This is a genomic window from Psychrobacter sp. TB55-MNA-CIBAN-0194, from assembly GCF_040309505.1.
In the GTDB taxonomy this organism is placed as follows: Bacteria; Pseudomonadota; Gammaproteobacteria; order Pseudomonadales; family Moraxellaceae; genus Psychrobacter; species Psychrobacter fozii.
Window position 1 is genome coordinate 1 of the sequence record NZ_JBEOOW010000882.1, and the last position, 229, is coordinate 229.

The following is a 229-nucleotide window of genomic DNA, read 5'->3' on the forward strand; positions in this document are numbered from 1 at the left end:
TCTCTAACCTATGCATATGCTTATCATCATGATAAGTGTAAATGGTGGAGCTATGCGGGATCGAACCGCAGACCTCCTGCGTGCAAGGCAGGCGCTCTCCCAGCTGAGCTATAGCCCCATTTACATGCAGTGAACAAATATAATACGTAGTAAGTACCAAATCTTTTCTAGACAAGGCGGTTGATGGCGACGTTTAGTACACTAAACGAGTTATCACCCAACGTAGACT

Annotated in this window: 1 tRNA gene; it reads right to left on the reverse strand. The window is 45.4% G+C overall.

The features are described from left to right. Positions 1-42 precede the first annotated feature (42 nt). Positions 43-118 (reverse strand) — tRNA-Ala (locus AAEY75_RS17465). Between the last annotated feature and the right edge of the window lie 111 nt (positions 119-229).